Source organism: Paenibacillus sp. 05T425 (genome assembly GCF_056396205.1).
Map to the genome: position 1 here is coordinate 129738 of NZ_JBFTLA010000005.1, position 17382 is coordinate 147119.

General features: G+C 34.1%; 29 protein-coding genes and 1 tRNA gene. All 30 read left to right on the forward strand.

Annotation, left to right across the window (positions count from 1 at the left end; translation table 11 throughout):
- The first annotated feature begins 212 nt into the window (after positions 1-212).
- The 30 genes from AC1DF0_RS12135 to AC1DF0_RS12280 all read left to right on the forward strand — a co-directional run bounded on the left by AC1DF0_RS12135 (position 213) and on the right by AC1DF0_RS12280 (position 17358).
- Positions 213-392, forward strand: a complete 180-nt coding sequence (locus AC1DF0_RS12135; protein WP_477574124.1) for a hypothetical protein — start codon at positions 213-215, stop codon at positions 390-392.
- Between the two features lie 271 nt (positions 393-663).
- Positions 664-915, forward strand: a complete 252-nt coding sequence (locus tag AC1DF0_RS12140) for a hypothetical protein (RefSeq protein ID WP_477574125.1) — start codon at positions 664-666, stop codon at positions 913-915.
- 244 nt (positions 916-1159) lie between these two features.
- Positions 1160-1438, forward strand: a complete 279-nt coding sequence (locus AC1DF0_RS12145) for a hypothetical protein (protein WP_477574126.1) — start codon at positions 1160-1162, stop codon at positions 1436-1438.
- Between the two features lie 5 nt (positions 1439-1443).
- The gene (locus AC1DF0_RS12150) at positions 1444-1803 is read left to right on the forward strand and encodes a hypothetical protein (RefSeq protein ID WP_477574127.1); all 360 of its coding nucleotides are present in this window, start codon (positions 1444-1446) and stop codon (positions 1801-1803) included.
- 40 nt (positions 1804-1843) lie between these two features.
- The gene (locus tag AC1DF0_RS12155; protein ID WP_477574128.1) at positions 1844-2281 is read left to right on the forward strand and encodes a helix-turn-helix domain-containing protein; all 438 of its coding nucleotides are present in this window, start codon (positions 1844-1846) and stop codon (positions 2279-2281) included.
- 239 nt (positions 2282-2520) lie between these two features.
- Positions 2521-2829, forward strand: coding sequence for a hypothetical protein (locus AC1DF0_RS12160; RefSeq protein ID WP_477574129.1), 309 nt, complete (start codon positions 2521-2523; stop codon positions 2827-2829).
- A 44-nt stretch (positions 2830-2873) separates the two neighbouring features.
- Positions 2874-3032, forward strand: a complete 159-nt coding sequence (locus AC1DF0_RS12165; protein ID WP_477574130.1) for a hypothetical protein — start codon at positions 2874-2876, stop codon at positions 3030-3032.
- Between the two features lie 261 nt (positions 3033-3293).
- Complete coding sequence (locus AC1DF0_RS12170; RefSeq protein ID WP_477574131.1) at positions 3294-3503, forward strand: hypothetical protein; 210 nt, start codon at positions 3294-3296, stop codon at positions 3501-3503.
- A gap of 27 nt (positions 3504-3530) precedes the next feature.
- The gene (locus tag AC1DF0_RS12175) at positions 3531-3698 is read left to right on the forward strand and encodes a hypothetical protein (protein ID WP_477574132.1); all 168 of its coding nucleotides are present in this window, start codon (positions 3531-3533) and stop codon (positions 3696-3698) included.
- Between the two features lie 109 nt (positions 3699-3807).
- The gene (locus AC1DF0_RS12180) at positions 3808-4047 is read left to right on the forward strand and encodes a hypothetical protein (protein WP_477574133.1); all 240 of its coding nucleotides are present in this window, start codon (positions 3808-3810) and stop codon (positions 4045-4047) included.
- A gap of 56 nt (positions 4048-4103) precedes the next feature.
- Positions 4104-4316 carry a hypothetical protein gene (locus AC1DF0_RS12185; RefSeq protein ID WP_477574134.1) on the forward strand — a complete coding sequence of 71 codons (213 nt, stop codon included), beginning with the start codon at positions 4104-4106 and terminating at the stop codon, positions 4314-4316.
- Positions 4313-4609 carry a hypothetical protein gene (locus AC1DF0_RS12190; protein WP_477574135.1) on the forward strand — a complete coding sequence of 99 codons (297 nt, stop codon included), beginning with the start codon at positions 4313-4315 and terminating at the stop codon, positions 4607-4609. Before AC1DF0_RS12185 ends, AC1DF0_RS12190 begins: the two co-directional genes overlap by 4 nt.
- Positions 4610-4644: 35 nt before the next feature.
- Positions 4645-5064, forward strand: coding sequence for a hypothetical protein (locus tag AC1DF0_RS12195; RefSeq protein WP_477574136.1), 420 nt, complete (start codon positions 4645-4647; stop codon positions 5062-5064).
- A gap of 37 nt (positions 5065-5101) precedes the next feature.
- Positions 5102-5383: a hypothetical protein gene (locus AC1DF0_RS12200; RefSeq protein ID WP_477574137.1), complete on the forward strand. Its 282-nt coding sequence runs from the start codon at positions 5102-5104 to the stop codon at positions 5381-5383.
- A 29-nt stretch (positions 5384-5412) separates the two neighbouring features.
- Positions 5413-5673 (forward strand): hypothetical protein, encoded by a 261-nt coding sequence (locus AC1DF0_RS12205; RefSeq protein WP_477574138.1) that lies wholly within the window; start codon positions 5413-5415, stop codon positions 5671-5673.
- A 36-nt stretch (positions 5674-5709) separates the two neighbouring features.
- A complete protein-coding gene (locus tag AC1DF0_RS12210) occupies positions 5710-5961 on the forward strand; it encodes a hypothetical protein (protein WP_477574139.1) in 252 nt (83 codons plus the stop codon).
- Between the two features lie 31 nt (positions 5962-5992).
- Complete coding sequence (locus AC1DF0_RS12215; RefSeq protein WP_477574140.1) at positions 5993-6226, forward strand: hypothetical protein; 234 nt, start codon at positions 5993-5995, stop codon at positions 6224-6226.
- 144 nt (positions 6227-6370) lie between these two features.
- A complete protein-coding gene (locus AC1DF0_RS12220; protein WP_477574141.1) occupies positions 6371-7768 on the forward strand; it encodes a basic helix-loop-helix domain-containing protein in 1398 nt (465 codons plus the stop codon).
- A gap of 27 nt (positions 7769-7795) precedes the next feature.
- Entirely contained in the window at positions 7796-8230 is a 435-nt protein-coding gene (locus tag AC1DF0_RS12225) for a hypothetical protein (protein ID WP_477574142.1), read from the forward strand.
- Between the two features lie 67 nt (positions 8231-8297).
- Positions 8298-9128, forward strand: a complete 831-nt coding sequence (gene ku / locus AC1DF0_RS12230) for a non-homologous end joining protein Ku (RefSeq protein ID WP_477574143.1) — start codon at positions 8298-8300, stop codon at positions 9126-9128.
- On the forward strand, positions 9125-10009 hold the full coding sequence (locus AC1DF0_RS12235; RefSeq protein WP_477574144.1) for an ATP-dependent DNA ligase: 885 nt from the start codon (positions 9125-9127) through the stop codon (positions 10007-10009). Before ku ends, AC1DF0_RS12235 begins: the two co-directional genes overlap by 4 nt.
- Before the next feature lie 10 nt (positions 10010-10019).
- The gene (locus tag AC1DF0_RS12240; RefSeq protein WP_477574145.1) at positions 10020-10226 is read left to right on the forward strand and encodes a hypothetical protein; all 207 of its coding nucleotides are present in this window, start codon (positions 10020-10022) and stop codon (positions 10224-10226) included.
- Positions 10227-10758: 532 nt separating this feature from the next.
- Complete coding sequence (locus AC1DF0_RS12245; RefSeq protein WP_477574146.1) at positions 10759-12093, forward strand: DNA sulfur modification protein DndB; 1335 nt, start codon at positions 10759-10761, stop codon at positions 12091-12093.
- Between the two features lie 28 nt (positions 12094-12121).
- Positions 12122-13093 carry a phage lytic cycle repressor MrpR family protein gene (locus AC1DF0_RS12250; protein WP_477574147.1) on the forward strand — a complete coding sequence of 324 codons (972 nt, stop codon included), beginning with the start codon at positions 12122-12124 and terminating at the stop codon, positions 13091-13093.
- A 98-nt stretch (positions 13094-13191) separates the two neighbouring features.
- Positions 13192-13725, forward strand: a complete 534-nt coding sequence (locus AC1DF0_RS12255; RefSeq protein WP_477574148.1) for an accessory gene regulator B family protein — start codon at positions 13192-13194, stop codon at positions 13723-13725.
- The gene (locus tag AC1DF0_RS12260; protein WP_477574149.1) at positions 13722-14390 is read left to right on the forward strand and encodes a hypothetical protein; all 669 of its coding nucleotides are present in this window, start codon (positions 13722-13724) and stop codon (positions 14388-14390) included. The genes AC1DF0_RS12255 and AC1DF0_RS12260 overlap by 4 nt, the downstream gene beginning before the upstream one ends.
- A gap of 213 nt (positions 14391-14603) precedes the next feature.
- A complete protein-coding gene (locus tag AC1DF0_RS12265) occupies positions 14604-15152 on the forward strand; it encodes a hypothetical protein (RefSeq protein ID WP_477574150.1) in 549 nt (182 codons plus the stop codon).
- A 487-nt stretch (positions 15153-15639) separates the two neighbouring features.
- On the forward strand, positions 15640-15807 hold the full coding sequence (locus AC1DF0_RS12270) for a hypothetical protein (protein WP_477574151.1): 168 nt from the start codon (positions 15640-15642) through the stop codon (positions 15805-15807).
- Positions 15808-16075: 268 nt separating this feature from the next.
- Positions 16076-16153 (forward strand) — tRNA-Ile (locus tag AC1DF0_RS12275).
- 155 nt (positions 16154-16308) lie between these two features.
- Positions 16309-17358 carry a hypothetical protein gene (locus AC1DF0_RS12280; protein ID WP_477574152.1) on the forward strand — a complete coding sequence of 350 codons (1050 nt, stop codon included), beginning with the start codon at positions 16309-16311 and terminating at the stop codon, positions 17356-17358.
- Positions 17359-17382 lie beyond the last annotated feature (24 nt).

Below are 17382 nucleotides of genomic sequence, written 5' to 3' on the forward strand. Positions count from 1 at the left end.
AGAAAGACGAAACCAGAGGTTTACAAGCAGCATGTGTTCGGGGATGTAAATTGGGTTGACAGAGTTGAGTCATTTAAGCGTGAAAATAAGCATGTTGGGGAATATCTTGACTACTGCAAAACAAAATTGAACCAAATGGAATTTAAAAATCATTAAAAGCCTGATTTTTAAAGCGATGCTCTAGTAAATATTTCAAGAAAGGGTTGTTACATTTGGCAGAAATTCAGATAACAATAAAAGCTAATCGCACAATGGATTCCGAAGAGTTTGAACATTGGTCGAGATTAAAAAACAAAGAGAAGACGTTGATTGGTTTAGCGAAAGGATTTGAAGAAAAACTTCAAAAAACTTTAGCTGGTTACGATCTAAATGTAAAAGTGGTAATTAGATAGGTGCGTAAACGAATGTAGACATTTAATAAATGACTCACTACTTATTAATAAGGAGAGATACATATGAATAAGTGGAGCATTGCGGCTGATGAAAATGAAAAAGAATACTTGGAAAGTCTTGGGATTGTTGTTGGGGACTTATAACCGAATCGAAGTAGAATTTGTTGATTGCTTGGTTTCGGATGAAGCGATGCGGAAATTGGATGAACATTGTGGTGTATTCTTCTGGTAGTTATTCCCTGTAGAAAATCAATAATTTGGAGGTTCAAAAATGGAATTGCAAACACAGGAATCTTTCTGGGTATTAAGTTGGTCTGAAGGAGAGCACAAGGGGAAGTTTCTATATATCACAGATGTTCATTTGAATATTGTTCCAGTGATCGATGTGATGAAGTCATATAAATTCCCTAGCGAAGATAGAGCAAAAGCATACGGTGAGAAGCATAGTTTTCTGTACGGTAAACTTAAACCAAAACTTATTCAGGTTACTTACAATATTACGATTCCAGATGATAAAGAGTAAATAAAAGTCTGATTTCATTTACTAGGAAAGGAGAATATTTATGCAAAATGTATCTATGTGGTGTTCAATATGTGAGGAGTATACAAAAGAATACACCCTCACTGGTATGTGCTGCACATGTAACACTGAAGTAGTTTCAGGATTACATTGTGGAATTGATGTTGACTTGGTGGGTCGGATAGAAACCAAGAAGAGCGGAGCATTTGAATTAATATAAAGTAAATGAAACACGGATTTCATGAGGATGGAAAGAAGAATGCTTACAGAGAGTCAACTAAAAGATATAAAAATCTTTGCAACTCCACAAGAAAAAAAGCTGTTAGCTGATTTAGAAACATTCAAAGACAGAGAGACAATTCTGATAAGGGCACTAGATCAGATTGATACTCATGGTATTGCTGTTGAAGAAGTAAGCCATGAAGAGCTGGTTGAGTTCATTTCTGAATTGAAACAAATTACGAATGATGCGCTTATTGCAGTCGGTGAGCGATTACCGATAAAAACTGATTTTAAGGGAGGTTGAAATCCGTGAGAGTTATTTTAGGAAAGCAAGGTAAATCAAGAATACTTGAGACTCAAATGAAGCAACTGAACAGAGAAAAAATCTTAATGATCGATGCGGTAGGGTTGCATACGATTTCACATAATGCGGCTTACACAATTCAAGTTAATTCATTTCAGGAGATAATTGCTGCACTATCAGAACTGGAGAAAGACAAGGAGATTTTAAATAAGATCGATTATGTTGTTCTCTCCTTAAATTCTTTTATAAATGACTCAGATAAATTTCTAAATTGGAAAAGAAGACTTGGTAAGAGATTTATAATTACGATTCAGGAGAATGAAGTGGAAAAAGTTTTAGTCTTTGATATGTCATTACCCGAATAAGAGGTACATAAAACGGAGATTTCAGGGGTGAAGCTGAGTTTTGAGTAATTATGGATGGACTAGCGAACAGGATAGACTGCTTGCTGAGATCGTGCTTTCATACCTTAAGAACGGAAAAACAAGGATAGCTGCATTTGAAATTGCTGGTGCAAAGCTCTCAAAAACCGCTAATACATGCAAGGCTAGATGGGATAATGTTCTGAGAGATCAATACAACATATCAAAGGAAACTTCTAGTTCGGTTATCGATCCAGATACACTAGGTAATAGATTAAGGGCGCTTAGGACTGAATTAAAGTTAACACAAGAAGAGGTAGGCAAGAAGGTATGTCACGATAGCAATGACTCTAGGGTTCTAATTTCAAATTATGAACTGAATAGAGCAAAACCAACATTCGAGGTATTGGTGAAATTGTCTGATTTCTTTAATGTGAGCTGTGATTACTTATTACGTGGCAAGGAATTTGAGAGACAATAAATGATTGGTTTCATTGAGGAGGATGTACAATTTCTATCTTCGGATGGTTTAAAAAAGCGAACAGCAAAGATAGAGTACTAAATGAACTATCTCACAGAGTTGTCGGCTTATATTTAGATGATTTAAATAGACATTGGCCTTCTACAAGTGATGGGTTAAAAAAATATGTTGGTGATTTCATTGATAAGAATACAGATGCCTTAAAGAACGAGATTCTTGTTGCTACGGCAGTTCTTGATATGATTCAAATGAAACAGTATTTTAGTGAGGATTCGCTTGCTCTTGAGCGAGGAGTTTATGCTGCTTTACAAGTTCACATCATTGGTGACATGGCTTCAGTTGCTGCAACATATAAGGCACGTCTAGATATAGCTTTTGAAACATTTAATGCAGATGACATCTATATATCAGGAATCTGGAAAAGAGTTGGATGGACAGATGATTTGTTACTAAACCCTGTTTCAAAATCTATGATTACAGATGTTTCTCGGCTAATTGGAAAGATAACTGGCAAATGGATTATGGTCAAAGCTGAGCAAATAAGTTAATAAAATACTAGATTTATTAACTTTGAGGAAAAGGATGAAGTGAAATGGAACATCAATACTTATTAACCTTTGTTAGAGATGATGTAAACAGCTATTCATGGTTTGAAAGCGAAGAAGAGCTTAATGAGTTTATTGAATTAAATGCGGATCGTATTTCTGTTAACGAAAAAATGCACATTCTTGGAGCAAGGAATCTTGATTAAAGGTAACGAAAGAGTTGTTTCATATGGAGTGTGGTTTATGTGCCAATCAAAGTGATAAATGATAAGCAGTTAGAACTATTGAAGCGAATCCAGTCAATATGTGATCGTATAGAAGATTCCGATAAGAGGACTCTGAATGCCTTAGAGAGAAGAGGACTAATTAGACTAACCTATTATAATTTTGAACATAGAGCTTCCATAACCAAAGAGGGAAGGCAGTATGTCGATGAAACCTGAATTTCATGACACAAGGAGTGAACTATGAAGCCGACTGAAGTGGTGAAAAAGTTTTTGTTTGAGAATACGAATTTCAAAGATAAGGCATCTTTCCATGATAGAATTATGGAGCTGGCAGAAGCTTTTGAAACAATTCCGGAAGATGTTTATGAAGCCTATGAAGAACTAACTGAATACGAAATGTGGGAGATAATTAGAAAGTTGGCTGTTGAAGGAAAGAAAAGTACACGATGAAAACTGACTTTCATGAGGAGAGGTATTATGAAAAATAAAGAAGAATTGTTAGATCKGATCACAGATGTTATTTTCTTTGCAAGGACTGCTAAAGAAGATTTGAACGAGAAGAATGATGAGCAAAGTGCAATAATCAGACTCAAGGCAGCAAAAGACTCTTTAGAAGCAACCATTAATGAGTTAGAGAACCGATAAATGTTCATTTTGATCTAAACAACATAATGTGGAGCGTTTTGCTGTGGTAAACCCCGCGTGCAAGTAGATAAGAAAGACTATTCATTTGAAAAATAAGGAGAGAATATAGATGGCAAAACAAGACACTGAATTTGAAATTAACTCGCACATGAATGGAGAAAAGGTTTCAATTAATGTAAAAGGGAAAACAGAAATGCCATTTTGGGAACATGATCTTAAAATTAAAGCGGCAATCGCCTTGTTAAATACGGTTGATTTCAAGGATTTTGCAAATGAGAATAAATACGATGAATTCGAAAAATTGATGGACGAACTAAGGAAGACTGTAGATTCGATTAGTAGCCTTTAAGGCAAATGGCATATAAAAGGTCAATTTCATACGGTGCTATTATGGGGTGAGCCATTATGAAAAAACAAGAGATGATTAAAAGAGCTAAAGAAATGATTGTTGAAGCATACAACGAAACAAATAATGGTGGTTTCGATGAGTGGGATCAGACTTTTATTGAGCTTTTGCGTGATAATCTTACTGAACACCTTTCCAAGGAAGGGCTTGATATATTAATGAAGACAATTGAAAGGAATTCAGACTATATACTGAGAGGAAGAGATTCTTGAAGCCAAAAACAAGAAAGGAACGCTTGGAGTGGCTACGTTTGAAAAAAGGCATGGATTATGTGATGTCAATGTATGCACTTACTGACCGAGAAGTTAAGGAATGGTTTGAACGTGTATATCCATTATATAAAGACGCACCTGAGCATGAATCCAAATTTCAACATCCTGAATGTTTAGTTTGTGGAAATGAAGTACGTATTATTTGGGATTGCATGTGCGGAGAAAATAATGCCATTATTGATGAGGATGATCCTGAACTGAAACAACGTAAGTTAGAGTTTGAGAGTAGATGAAATGTCAGATTTATTGGCTAGGAAAGGAAGGTGAAATGATGCTTGAAGTAAACTTAAAACGAGTATCTTCACAAACCATAAAGTATGAATTGCTTCAAAATGGGAAATTGCTTAGAGATTTTGAAATTAATCAATATTATACTTACGTTGTCGACTCTATCAGAGACAGCCAGAACAGACATCAGGGCAGACATTGTATTATAATGGAATTCGACGGAGATATACGTGCGTCTGTTAAGTTTACTGATAATGGTCGAAGAGGAAAAATAAATCTAGAGGACTTAAGCATAATTGAAGACAACAAAACGAAGATTGAAAAATTTACCTTAACTAAACAGGAGAACGAAAGATTGCTCAATGAAGCATTAATGGAACTGGAAGAATTGACTAAGAAAATCGAACATTATAGGACTGAGATTCTTAAGTCCGATTTCAATATAAGAAAGTTGCATTGAAAGATCCATTTCATTTATATAAAAAGGAGATGTTATTGTGAAGTATGAAGTCTGGACGAATGGAATAAGAGAAGGCGAACTTCTAATAGCAACAGATGATATTAATAAAGCTGCCGACACTAAGGGGAATAACACAGGAAGTTTTTTTGTAAATACTGACGATGTGGGAGTAAAAGGTGCAGTTATTAAAGCTACAGAAACACTCAAATCCCAAGAGCGTGTTATTGTGATTCAATTGAAGGATGGAAACAAGGCGATTGTTGAGGACTTGACTGGGGCTTTACATACAGTAGATTTCAATAATATTCGTCTCGAATAGATAAATTCCCCCTGAAAAGGAGTGCGATTATGTCCGAGGATTTCATTGAGTTATTTAATATATTCGATGACCTATATAATAAGGGATACAGATTTATTAACTCTGTTGAAGAGCAGGTCATGGTAGAAACACCATTCGATAGAGGCGTTTATGTTTCATCGGTTGTAGACAGGAGAATTAAAATTGACGGAGAACTTGTCAGTTACGATGAAATAGAAAAAGGAATCAACTTTATCATGTTCAGAAAGGCTGTTAAATTAAAAGATGGCAGGCCGTTAATATTCAGATAAAAATACTATTTCAAGAGGAAAGGGGTTAGCGCATAAATGCAAAACATTATTCGTTTTCCTGTTGGATATAAGCAACGGATGATTAATCAAAAAGGCAATGGATATGTACCTTGCGAAGTCTCAGGGAGGTGGATTCAATTTCCAGAGACGATATCTGATAATGGTCTAATCCCAATAAAAATCATGACAAAAAACGGTGAAACAGACAAGTTAATCTGCCATTTAATCATCCATTATGAGGATCTTGTAAGAGCTGCAAATTCAATAAGGATTAATAAATCAGAATAAAATATCCGATGTATTGAGGGAGTCGTTCATTTTGCTGGGTTTCTTAAAAAGTAGTTATGTCATTTATTATGAATATGAATATCGATGGGCTTCTCTTTTTCATTCTAATCCTTGGATGAAAATGAAAGGAGATATTCTTATCCAAGGCTTTAGTCAAGAAGATGCAGTGTCAAATTTCAATAAACAGTTTAACAGTATTCCATACCAAGAAGGAGATCTGGTTAGGAATTACAATGTGGTGAAAATTGAAGAATATATCAAATGAAACGATGATTTCATTTGACCTTGGCTTTATTGGGGAACTACAGACCTCGAAGACCTAATACTTATTGACTGTATATTGTGGAAAAATGTAGAAGTATGATACAATAGACCTACCAAACATACATTCCTATTTGGGGGTAATCTATTGAGTCAAATTGCAATTGACAAGAAGAAAAGGAATCTATTAATAAACAGTGTTGTCACTCAAGAATTTCCATGGCTGCTCAATTTATTGAAAGAAAATGAAAAGCTTGATTACGTCGACGTACCTGAAGAGTTCAAAAATGAATTTGCAAATGTAGTTCCTTTTGTTATTAAAAACGCTGGTGAGGAATGGAAAGGTAATGAGGATCTATTAAACCATGTCGAGGATTTAGGCGATGACAGGATTAGATGCTCCCTTTGTAATACAGCGAATAAGTTAGTGCATTACATCAAAAACAAAATTAACGGGATTACTTTAAATGTGGGTAGCGATTGCATAAATGATTTTGTTGATTTTGAGATGAATCAATACGGAAAAACAAGAAAACAATTGATAGCACAAGCGAAGAAAACTAGAAGAATGGCTGATATTAATAAGCACTTCAATGACATAGATAAAATTCTCGATACGTGGGAACGGAAAATAGAGTATTATGATGTGTTAATACCCAACGCAATACGACAACCTTACTTACAGCTAGGTCGAGAGCTCAGCGACAAATATAAAGCCTATTTAGATCTAAAGAGTAGTGAATCTACATTCCATGAGATTGGATTAATGTTTAAGGAGTATCATATCTTTATTGAATCCATGGAAAGGTATCAAAGTGAAAAAATAGATGACAAGTTTGTTGCAACAAAAAGTGTAGTACGGTGGCTAGAAAGAAAGGGAAATAGTGCAATCATTGATTCATTAAAAGATACTGGATATGTTGATTCAAAAACGATACACACAATTTATGAAAAAGGATTCATCAATAAAATTGAAAAAGATATTACAAGCTTACTAGAGACATTGGAACTGAGTGTTGAAAAAGTTGATTATGAAGAACAAGAAATCATAATGAACCTTAATGCCTATAGTGGGGCGGTTTCTATATCATGCAAATTTCATAAATTTATGGAGTATTTTGGACTAATGCTTTTAGATGATAAATCTGAAGCTGTTCTCAATATAAAAAACCTTGTTAAAATTAGTGAGATATTTAATGAAAAGTCGAAATATTTTGTTGTTGAACTAATTGATTTTCAATTTCGGGCAATTGATAGCAGATTAGAATTTAAGTTGAATGAAGCCTCTTCAGAGGAAATTGATATTATTGACAAAACAAAAAACCAAGTACTTATTTTAAAGTTAAACATGTTTCTTAATTTAGTAAAAGGTTATATAGTTGAAGAGGTTACAGAATATAAAGTCAGTAAAGACATATACTATTTTTTGAGTCTTCAAGGAAAACGGTACTCAATTGAAGAACTTGAAGATATACGTGACACGAGTAGAACTATGTCAAACAGATTCTACAGCACAGATCAAGGGGAATGGAAATATCAAGTATAAGGCATATAGAGGAGTAGGTCATCAATTATGCATAGCAGCAATCACAAGCAGATTACTGGTGATTTTGGTGAACACTTAGTTATGTATTGGCTTTCAAAAAATGGATACGAATGTGTTCATGTGAGACATATCGGAATCGATATAATAGCAGTAAAAGATGGAGTGCGTTTAGGAATATCTGTTAAAGCAAGAAGCAGGAAGAAAGGAAAATCTAATTTTGGCTTTACAATAAATAATCCCAAAACGACTCTAAGTAAGATCAAAAAGGCCGAATCTGATTTTGATTGTATTGGATACTTTGCTTTTGTTCTTGATCAACAAGGAACGATTAATATTACTATGCTCCCAGTAGCATCTATTGAAAAACACTATGTAATTGGAGACCAGAAATCTCAAGAGTGGAACACTAGGAAATTTCGAGGTGAAGATACCGTAATGCAATTTGAATTAACATGGCTTTAGCCAAACTGAATATATTCTTGTCAAAAAGACCATCCTAAATCTAAAACGATTAAGGAGGTCTTTTCTTTTGCATACAATATGGAAAGGCAACATATCATTTGGTCTAATAAACATTGCTGTAAAACTTCATAGTACTGTTGACGACAAGGATATTAAGTTTAAGAATCTGGATAAGTATAACCTTGCTCCTGTCAAACAATCAAAATCGTCTCCACATCAAGACATTGTAAAAGGATTTGAATATGAAACCAATAAATATGTAGTGATAGAAGATGAAGAAATTGAAGTAATAAAGAAAAAGTTTGAGTCTAGAGCTGTAGAGGTATTGGATTTTATTGAATTGGACGAAATTGATCCTATCTACTTTAATCTAAGTTATTATCTATCACCTGAAGAAGGACACGTAAGAGCATACTCATTGCTACGGAGAGTGTTAACAGAATCAAATAAGGTAGGCATAGCAAAAATTTCAATTCGTTCTGGACAACAATTAGCTGCAATCAGAACTTATAAAGACGTGTTGGTTCTTGAAACATTGCACTATCCAGACGAAGTAAGGCCAGTGGAAAATGTTCCGAATACTTCTGAGACTGTAGTAGATGAAAAGGAACTTAAGATTGCTCATATGCTGATTGAACAACTTACTGCTAAATTTGAGCCAACAAAATACAAGAATGAATATAGATCTGATATGCTGTCTCTTATCAATTCAAAGTTAGTGCAGAAAAAAGAATCTATAGAAGTGATTTCAAATGAGTCTTCGAGTCTGATGGACATATTACAAGCTTCACTTAGAGATACAAGAAGTAAAGAAGTATTTGAAATTGATGTTGAGTTAAATTTAACCAGTCCAAGTAAAAGTAAAAAGAAATCAGACAAGAAAAAGACATCAGTATGAAACATTTAAAGTTTATTGAGCCTATGCTCTTGGATACAAGAACTGATCCGTTTGATTCGAATGATTATTTATTTGAACCTAAATCCAATGGAGTAAGGATAGAGCTTCTAAGTGATGAGAGTGGAATCAAACTGATAACTCGCCATGGAAACGATATCACACTAAGTCTTCCTGAAATAAAATCGTTGCACGTAGAGCAAGGAATTACTCTAGATGGTGAGTTAGTCTGTTATGATTTAGAAAATCCCCTAAAAGAAGATTTTGAAGCGGTTATGACAAGAATTATGAGTAAGAGACATTCTAGTATTGCCAGTGCTGCAATAGCAAGGCCATGTACGTTAATTGTATTTGATATTCTGACACACAAGTATAAATCAGTAATGAGATTACCACTTTCTATACGCAAAGGAATATTGGAGAGCAGTGTAGAGAACCAGCAGCGATTAACTAAGGTAATTCATGTCCTTGAAACAGGGAAAACGCTTTTTGAATTAATAAAACAATACGAACTAGAAGGAATGGTTGCCAAACGCCTAGATTCGACCTATAAGGCTGGGAGACGTCCGAAGGACTTGTGGTGCAAGATCATCAATTGGCAGTATTCAGAATGTGTTGTGACAGGTTACAGGAAAGAATCGACAGCACTTTACCTGAGTATTTCGACAGATGATGGTTTTAAATATGTTGGTACTGTAGAATTTGGACTATCGACTACTCAAAAGAAGAGTTTTTATAAAGTGGCCTCAAAAATTATAACTGGCGAGACAAAAGGAAGTATCTGGATACAGCCATTAATTCGTTGTACAATTAAACATAGAGGCTACTTGAAGAGTGGAAACATAATGACTCCAGTATTTGTAGACTTTATAGACCAATTGTAGGGGGATATGAATGGCTGCTTATGAACATGCGATGCTTATCAGAAAAGACAATGTTGGAGAAGAGCATTTCTGGATATTAGATTATTGCGGTAGGCAAATGCTTGAGGACTTAGTTGGTCTTCCTTTGGTAGATGCATTGAACCATTTAGGTAAAGATGAGTGGCAATATACTGCTCCATTAAACTCGACTGAGCATATATTGAAGAGGGAACTGTAATCGTATTTAGCGCTATCAATATATTGCAGTAAACAAAATTGCTAAGAACGATTACAATATTTTATGTTATAATCTCCTTAGAAATTTAAGGAGGTTTTAATTATGAGTGTTCAAACTGATCTTGAGTCAATTGGTAAGAGTGCGTTTATTAATGATTAAAGTATTTATCGTAGTGATTTAGACAAAGAAACGAAGATTAGTCTCCTATTGTATAAGTACGATTATGATGGTGCTAAGATCAGGGTGGACTTCTCTGAGAAAATCTTTACGTCAGTAAATCAGCTAAAAGAGGCGTTGAAAATCATTATTGCAGCACCAAGGCTAGAGAACGGAACTAAGAAACTGGCTTCACAATATCTTAAACTGCTCTAGGTAGGCATTAAAATTCATCTTTCATTGGGGAATACTCTGAGACTACAGTCCTAAAACTGTACACTTAGAGTATTTTTTACTTTTCTTTTGTCAATAATTAAAGTAAAATGATTATTAGAAAAGAAGTATAAAATAGCGGATATAAAGAGGAGTTGTTTTAATGAGCGAGGTAACTCAGGATAAGGACATCTTAGAAACTTTAACTGAAGTTTTTGCAGTTATTAATAAAAATAAAGATCAACAAAGAGCAATTGATGAACTACTTTATCAAAAACATAAGATATCACATGGTACAATCAATGAACTACTTATTCAAAACGAAAGACTAGAAAATTTGTCGCAAGAAGAACTCGTGGCAATCACTTTGACGATTGAAGAAGTCACTAGAGATCCTCGTCTTGATCCTGAAGCATTCTTTACACAAAAGGAAATTGGTAAAGGTCAAAAGTATAAAACTGAGAGTGAAGAACTAATTTCTTTGCCCTATACAATCGAAGGAGTTATTGCTGCTCCAACAGGAAGAGATTATGTAACAATACTTTCTTATCGTGAAGTTGCAGATCTTTATAACTCTGGCATTCTGACATACAACTATAACGCACAACGTTTGTCTAAAAAGACAATTAGTAAGAAAGGCAAGATTACTGAAAAGGCAAGTGTAAACCTTAAAAGTGTTAACAATATTGTTCGGTTAATGAAAGAAGGGAAATACAAAGCCGATACACTGCTATTTAACATTTTGGTGGATGGTAATGACCTTGTAGAGTACAGTGATGGTGAATTAACAATTGGAGAAGGTACAACTATTAACCTGATCGATGGAATGCACCGTGTACAGGCAATGATTAAAGTCTTGCAAGAGAACCCTGAATTTGAAGGTTACATCAATGTAGCCATTAAACATTTCCCACTTGCAGAAAGTCAGTTCCTACTAGGTCAAGTAAACACTGTGAATAGGTTTGATAAAACACTAGTAAAACATTATATGAGTGAATCCATTGGTGAACAAATTACTAAGGATTTGATGACTACTCCTGAATTGAAACAAAAAGTGTCTATCAAGACAGCACTTGATAAAAAGATTAACTACTACACAAACTTTGCAATTTTATCAGATGCGATTCAAACAATTTTTGAACCTCAAAACAATAAAGATCGTTATGACATCACAGATGTTCTTAAGAAGTTCTTTGGATACTTGATTCCTTCCTATGAGGAACAATTTAAAAACAGGAACGAACACTTGAAAACTTCTTGGTTTACTCACCATAACATGTTTGTTGCCTTTGTTGTTATTGCAAAGAAACTTTATGATAAGTACGGCAAAGACTTCCCTGTCTCAGACATTACACGTATTGTTGACTCGATAAACTTCTCGAAAACTGAATCTGAATTGAACACTCTTTTAAGTAGTCAAGGGAAGGTTAACTCAAATAAAATCAAGAGTACACTTCGTAAATTTACAGAAGAAAAAGTGGACACACTACTTGGTTAAGTTTAGTTAAGAGAGAGGATGTAAAATAATGTCCAATACAATATATGAAGACAAGATGTACAACGAACCAGTCAAAAACGAGTTCTTAGATGATTTAAAAGAAGGTACTAAAAAGATTTTCAGTAGATTATTTAAAGTTTCTCAGATTCTTGAAACAGAGTTGGGTAGGGATCTTTTTTCGTTCAATATTGATCAACTAAGAAGACTTTTCTTTATGTATATGCCGAAAACAGAATCAAGCAGTAACTCGAATGTCACATATGTATCAAACTACATTTCATGGGCAATTGAAGAGGGCTATCACAAAGGATTGAATCCACTTGATATGGTCGACTCGGCTTGGAAAAAACAGTTTGCAAACAATATGGTTAAGCGCTTTTGGACAGATAAAGAATTGGATAAGATTATCGAGAGCAGAGAAAATGCACAGGATGCAGTAATCATTGAATTGCTGAGATCTGGAATCAGAGGCTCAGGAAACAGTGAAATACTGAATCTTAGCAAAAAATCTGTAGACGCTTTAAATAATAAATTGCACCTTGAAGACGACAATGGAACAAGAAGAACTATAACAGTAAGTGATAAATGCATTAAGCTATGTCAGCAAGCACATTTGGAAACTGAGTACAGTAAAATGAACGGTAATGCATCGCCAGATATTAAAGCTCCTATGGCTAATCTAACTGAAAGTGATTTTATTGTAAGGAACGCCTTGACTAGAACTGTCCACTTAAATGAAGCAGATAAATCAGTAGTGCATAGACGTTTAGGTAAGATTGCTGATGAGATTCAGCAGCCAAACTTTACACCGCTTAATATTAGTCGTTCTGGAATGCTTCAAATGGCTAAAGACAGAATACTGGATCATGGTCAACTTACAAGCGATGATTATATTGAAATTGCGATTCAATTCGGAGAGAATTCAGACAGTGCAATTTATCGATTGAAAAATGATTTCCTTACTGATGGAACAGTAAAAGAACTGTATGGACTATCCTAATTTTTAGGGTAGTTTTTTCTTTTAAAGATAAAAAATAAATATGTTGACTAAATATTATGAACGGTGCTATATTTAATACATCAAAGGAGTGTTAACATATGCTACTAAAGAGGACGGCCATACTTTTAGGAAATAAGCTTTGGAAAAATTTAAATGAGGTTCAAAGAGAAAAATTAAAAATTAGCGAAATCGATGTATATGAAATCCAAAATAAAATCAAAGTTGTTCTGTTATACATATCCGTATTTGCTACATTAATTGCATTCGGAATAACTACAAATAGATGGATGGATTTGACTATTTCTTTCATTTCATTTTTATTCATACGGTGGTGGAATAGAGGACATCATTTCAGTGTTGATGTTTGCTACATTCTTACTGTATCAGTTATAATTGGGTCAGTGGTAATAGAAGAATATACAAGTGCTTATATGATCATCTTTCTTTTTGTATCATTAGTACTAAACTTAGTGTTTGCACCATTTGAGAGTATTAAGAAGCACTACTATACAAAGAAAATTATTTCATTAGGTCTCTGTACCATATCTTTCTTTTGTAGTGATATCGTAATGATTATGTGGTTTTTACTAAGTTTCGATCAGATACATATAAAGAGGTGCAAAGGCCAATGATCACTTATGTAACAGATTTCCTTGGTTATATGATATTTAGTTCTCTCGAATATTTTGCAATCTATTTCTTAATCTGCTCTTTGTTTAGTCTTTATCCTTACCAGTATAAAAAAGAGTTAGTCATCCTCACTGGAAGCACCACACTAATTTCTTACTTATTAGTTGTATCACAGATCTATAATGTAATTCCTGCTCCTTTTATTTCGATACCTACTATATGGCTGCTGTTGAAATTAACTCTGAAGCAGAGATGGACATTTACCTTTGTAATCTCTACTATCGGATTCATACTCTCAGGACTTATTCAGACAGCGATTATTGGTATCTTCATGAACTTGGACTACATAAATAGCAGTAATTTGGCAGATTCATTTACTCATAAAACATACTTCTTACAGACCATAAATGCTATCACAATATGTGCAATTGCTCTGGTAATTGGTTTAACTAAAAGTGGTTTCGGATTTAGTTTTAGAAAGGGTAGTTCAAGAGGTTTTATTTTTATCTCTATTGTTTTACTCTGTGCTGTTGGTCTCTCGTTTGATGCACTATATTTACATAAAAACAGTAATGCCGTTTTCTTGCTTTTTGGTGGTGTTATATTGGCCTCAAGTTTGATTCTATATTATTTTTCATATAAGAGAGATAATTTTGAATATAAATAAATCTATAAAGGAGGTGTACATTTGAAAAAGAATCTATTTATTGCTTCAATCGTTGGTATTCTTTCTGTTATTCCAGTAGCAACAACTGCAAAATTCCTATTCTTCATTGACCCACGCAAGTAATACATAATAGCAAATAATTAGTACATATGTGGCGTGTCTTAATGGGACGCGCCACAATTAAAGAAGTCTTTATCGAAGGAGGAAAAAATTATGTCTAATAAATTCAAATTATCAAGCGAAACTATCCTTCAGTTGATTAAGGATCAAATCAACATTTTAAGTGATTCAGAGAAAATTGATATTGCACAAATGATGCTCAATAAAAGCGATGGTGGGAGATATTTATGGTGTCCACAAACTCCAACAACAGGGACTAAAGTAGACATCGAAACCATTCTATTCATTGCACAACCAATTAAGAAAAATGCGAAAATAAGCTTAGTAACTGGAGAAGAAATAATATATAAAGTTTTAGATATGGATTTACTGTCCTATGTGGAATTACACTTCGAAAAGTTCAAATGTCTTGATCAAGTCAATGGGATTCTTGTAAATATGGATATGGTAAAATGGTATGATTCTGATATGAACAGGGTTTATTTCTCTATGGAACATTCCATTCAAGTCACAGGCGCTGCAATCAAGAATATCCTACCTAAGTTTAAAGATAAGCAACTTGATCTGTTCTTGCAGAGAGAAGAAAGCAAGAAAGGTGCTTATTCTCCGATGGGCTTGAAATTCACAAAAAAATTAACATAGTTAATTATCAAAATAAAAAATATGACATTTCGACAAAAAGTGATAACGATTCGACATTATTTGTGTATAGTTCGACAACGAATCACATTCATTGTCATATGTCAATACATATATGAGGCGTTTGGAATCAAGCTTCCAATTCTGGGAGGTTGGTAATACAATGTAAATATAGAAATTGAATACTTCATTTAGGGTTTGGAGGAAGAATGATGACGGAATACGAAGAGAATGATTTGCTGTGGAAAACTTGGGAAGACAATAAGGATAATTTCATGAAATGGATTAATCTGATTTGCGGATTCAGTATTAACTCCGATATCTATTTAAACTTAAATCGACTGATATTAGACGAGGTAACAATAAGTGAATGGGTATGTTATTTTGATGGAGATCTTGATAATGTAGCAATTACCACAGAAAGATTTATTGAGTATAGAAGTATGACAACGTAGGAAAATCGAAGAGCCTTGAGAGAGGGCTGATGGTATTGGCTAATGAATATCGAGTATATACTACCGATATAAATGCGTTAGAAGGATATGGTGAGATATTAAAACACCAAAACTATAAAAGCTGGATTTGTTTAATATCTGAATTACCACCAGAGGAAATTGAAGTAATTAAAGGAGTGATTCGAGTTATTCTTATCACTTGAGCTTTTGATTCACAAATGAAAGGGGAGAGTTAGTGGGGACGTACCGTATCATAGTTGTAACCTCAGACAGAGGTATTATAAATAAAAAATGTTGACAACAAATCACAATGTTTGATAGGATGTAAACACCTCACAAATACATAAAATATAATAAAACATACATTTCATGAGGATGCTGGAATGCCAAGATCGACGGATCGCTCAGGTTCAATTCCTGTATTGACGCTGGCGCGTTGGGAAGGTTCAATCCCTTCCGTCCTCATAGTAAGGACTCTTAGCTCAACTGGTTAGCAGCAACCGTCTCATAAGCGGTAGGTTGTGGGATCGTGCCCCACAGAGTCCACCATAATTAAATCAACACTTGAAATTGAGTGATGACATAGAGACTAAACGTTGAAAGGATGTGAAGAACCATAGAGTATGGTCGAGATCCACCTTGCTGCTTCCTAATTCATAAGTTTTTTATACATAAATTATAAAAATAAAGGAGTAGTTTTAATAATGAGTGAATTACAGCCTACATACGGAAATTTTGTTTTGCGAGGGATTGTTGGTGGAACACAGTCCGATAAATTCTTCAGTGAAGGAAAGTCGAACGGAAATGATTGGAGACGTTTGAATTTCTCTGTAAAAGTCAATGATAATGCATCTATCTTTGTTGAGATGATGGGATCAAAAAGTGATACTGTAAAACTGGTAGACAATTCGGATAAAAAAAATAAAAAAGAATACACAGTAAAATGGGCAGATCGGTACAAAGAACGTAAAGACAAAGCGGAAATCTTTATGGCTTCTAAAGTAGGTCTTGTAAAAGAAGAAGGTGGAGAAAAAAATAAAGTTATTTCTATGACTCAGTTTGATGCAGTTAAATATATTAAAGATCATCTTAAAGAAGGAGATTCTGTACAAATTAGAGGTTCGCTTTCTTTCAATGTTTACGAAGGAAAAGGTCAAGTGAAATACATTATTAAGCAAATTTATCACACCACTAAAGCCATCGACTTCAAAGAAGAAGGTTTTGAACCTGAGTCTTCATTTAATCAGAACATTGTGTTTGTGGGTACAGATTATGTTGAAGAAACCAATAAAACTGCTGTTAATACATATGTAATTTATAAAGAAAAAGGCGACATTAAAACAATGCCGTATATGTTTTTTATCAATCATGAAAAGTATAAAGAAGATCCAGAAAAAACAGCAGCACTCAAACAGCTAAAAGAAAGTTTTGATAACCTTCCTTTTGGGTCAACTATCAACGTAACTGGTAATATTAATATCTATGTTGAAAAAGAAACTGAAGAGGCAGAAGATAATTCAGACTCTATTCCTGATTTTGGTGGTTTCCAAGCAAAAGGACAAGAAACATACATAACTGGTACGACAATTAGAGAACTTGAAATTACGAGTGGTGAAGGTAAAACACTAATTAAAGAGCGTTACAATGAGGAAGATTTTGTTCCAACAGCGAATCCTTTCCCTGAAGAAAGCGGAAATAATTTCGGAGGATTTAGCGGTGGGGTAACAATCGAAGAGGACGATTTGCCATTTTAGAAAATGAAATATTAAATACAAAAA

Coding starts and splice junctions, on each gene's coding strand:
- AC1DF0_RS12280 (WP_477574152.1), top strand. CDS start 16,309: ATGAGTGAATTACAGCCTACATACGGAAATTTTGTTTTGCGAGGGATT.
- AC1DF0_RS12210 (WP_477574139.1), top strand. CDS start 5,710: ATGCAAAACATTATTCGTTTTCCTGTTGGATATAAGCAACGGATGATT.
- AC1DF0_RS12185 (WP_477574134.1), top strand. CDS start 4,104: ATGAAAAAACAAGAGATGATTAAAAGAGCTAAAGAAATGATTGTTGAA.
- AC1DF0_RS12205 (WP_477574138.1), top strand. CDS start 5,413: ATGTCCGAGGATTTCATTGAGTTATTTAATATATTCGATGACCTATAT.
- AC1DF0_RS12255 (WP_477574148.1), top strand. CDS start 13,192: ATGCTACTAAAGAGGACGGCCATACTTTTAGGAAATAAGCTTTGGAAA.
- AC1DF0_RS12170 (WP_477574131.1), top strand. CDS start 3,294: ATGAAGCCGACTGAAGTGGTGAAAAAGTTTTTGTTTGAGAATACGAAT.
- AC1DF0_RS12235 (WP_477574144.1), top strand. CDS start 9,125: ATGAAACATTTAAAGTTTATTGAGCCTATGCTCTTGGATACAAGAACT.
- AC1DF0_RS12180 (WP_477574133.1), top strand. CDS start 3,808: ATGGCAAAACAAGACACTGAATTTGAAATTAACTCGCACATGAATGGA.
- AC1DF0_RS12245 (WP_477574146.1), top strand. CDS start 10,759: ATGAGCGAGGTAACTCAGGATAAGGACATCTTAGAAACTTTAACTGAA.
- AC1DF0_RS12145 (WP_477574126.1), top strand. CDS start 1,160: ATGGAAAGAAGAATGCTTACAGAGAGTCAACTAAAAGATATAAAAATC.
- AC1DF0_RS12250 (WP_477574147.1), top strand. CDS start 12,122: ATGTCCAATACAATATATGAAGACAAGATGTACAACGAACCAGTCAAA.
- AC1DF0_RS12265 (WP_477574150.1), top strand. CDS start 14,604: ATGTCTAATAAATTCAAATTATCAAGCGAAACTATCCTTCAGTTGATT.
- AC1DF0_RS12225 (WP_477574142.1), top strand. CDS start 7,796: ATGCATAGCAGCAATCACAAGCAGATTACTGGTGATTTTGGTGAACAC.
- AC1DF0_RS12160 (WP_477574129.1), top strand. CDS start 2,521: ATGATTCAAATGAAACAGTATTTTAGTGAGGATTCGCTTGCTCTTGAG.
- AC1DF0_RS12165 (WP_477574130.1), top strand. CDS start 2,874: ATGGAACATCAATACTTATTAACCTTTGTTAGAGATGATGTAAACAGC.
- AC1DF0_RS12260 (WP_477574149.1), top strand. CDS start 13,722: ATGATCACTTATGTAACAGATTTCCTTGGTTATATGATATTTAGTTCT.
- AC1DF0_RS12140 (WP_477574125.1), top strand. CDS start 664: ATGGAATTGCAAACACAGGAATCTTTCTGGGTATTAAGTTGGTCTGAA.
- AC1DF0_RS12195 (WP_477574136.1), top strand. CDS start 4,645: ATGATGCTTGAAGTAAACTTAAAACGAGTATCTTCACAAACCATAAAG.
- AC1DF0_RS12240 (WP_477574145.1), top strand. CDS start 10,020: ATGGCTGCTTATGAACATGCGATGCTTATCAGAAAAGACAATGTTGGA.